The sequence below is a fragment of the Microbacterium bovistercoris genome, assembly GCF_003387575.1.
Classification (GTDB): Bacteria; Actinomycetota; Actinomycetes; order Actinomycetales; family Microbacteriaceae; genus Microbacterium; species Microbacterium bovistercoris.
Genome location: NZ_QUAB01000023.1, coordinates 1 through 1,247, shown reverse-complemented (window position 1 = coordinate 1,247; position 1,247 = coordinate 1). Strand labels below are relative to the sequence as shown.

Sequence of the window (1,247 nt, the reverse complement as noted above, 5' to 3'; positions counted from 1 at the left end):
GGGTCTGCTGCACGGATAGGTGACACCTGATCTGTGGTGCCGACTGGTGCCGCTGGGAGGATGTCATCATGCCCAAGCCCTATCCCCGTGAGTTCCGCGACGATGTCGTGCGGGTGGCTCGTCAACGTGAAGACGGTGTGACGATTCGGCAGGTTGCTGCCGACTTCGGAATCAGCGAGACCTGCCTGCAGAACTGGCTTCGCCAAGCCGATGTCGAGGACGGTGCGAAGCCTGGCGTGACAAAGGCTGAGGCCGACGAGGCGCGCGAGTTGCGCAAGCGGGTCCGGCTGCTGGAGCAGGAGAACGAGGTGCTCCGCCGTGCGGCGGCGTACTTCGCGCAGGCGCATCTGCCGGGAAAATGAGTTACCCGCTCGTGACAGAGCTCGCCGCCGCGGGGATCCCCGTGGTGGTGACGTGCCGGGTGCTCAAGCTCTCTCGCCAGCCCTACTACCGCTGGCTGAAGTCACCGGTCACCGATGCTGAGCTGGTCGAGGCGTATCGGGCGAACGCGTTGTTCGACGCGCACCGTGACGATCCCGAGTTCGGGCACCGACTGCTTGCCGACGAAGCCCGCGATGCCGGGGAGCCGATGGCGGACCGGACCGCGTGGAAGATCGCGTCGGTCAACGGGTGGTGGTCGGTGTTCGGGAAGAAGCGGGGCCGCAACGGCAAGAAGCCCGGCCCGCCGGTTCACGACGACCTGTGCGCGGTGACCGATGAGGACGGGCGGGTCCGGCACGAGTTCACCGCTGACGGCCCGAACCGGCTCTGGCTGACCGACATCACCGAGCACCGCACCGGCGAGGGCAAGCTCTACCTCTGCGCGGTCAAGGACGTGTTCTCAGGCAAGATCGTCGGCTACTCGATTGACTCGCGGATGAAGTCCCGGCTGGTCGTGAACGCGATCAATAACGCGGTCGCGCGGCGCGGCGACGTCGCCGGGTGCGTGCTGCACAGCGACAGGGGCAGTCAGTTCCGTTCCCGGAAGGCCATCCGGGTGCTGGCTCGTCACCGCATGGTCGGCTCGATGGGCCGAGTCGGCGCGGCCGGCGACAACGCCGCGATGGAGAGCTTCTTCGCGCTGCTGCAGAAGAACGTCCTCAACCGGCGGTCCTGGACCACCCGCGAGGAGCTGCGCATCGCGATCGTGACCTGGATCGAACGCACCTACCACCGGCGACGCCGGCAAGCACGCCTGGGCCGTTTGACGCCCGTCGAATTCGAGACCATCATGAACCAGAACCTGG

1 protein-coding gene is annotated in these 1,247 nt (G+C 66.7%); it reads left to right on the top strand.

The features are described from left to right. Positions 1-68: 68 nt before the first annotated feature. Positions 69-1,247, top strand: a protein-coding gene (locus DY023_RS04520) for an IS3 family transposase (protein ID WP_116241161.1) whose coding sequence is annotated in 2 segments (ribosomal slippage) — positions 69-353 and positions 356-1,247 — 1,177 coding nt annotated over the 2 segments. Because the reading frame shifts where the segments join, the coding sequence is not laid out codon by codon here. This gene is flagged as partial in the annotation.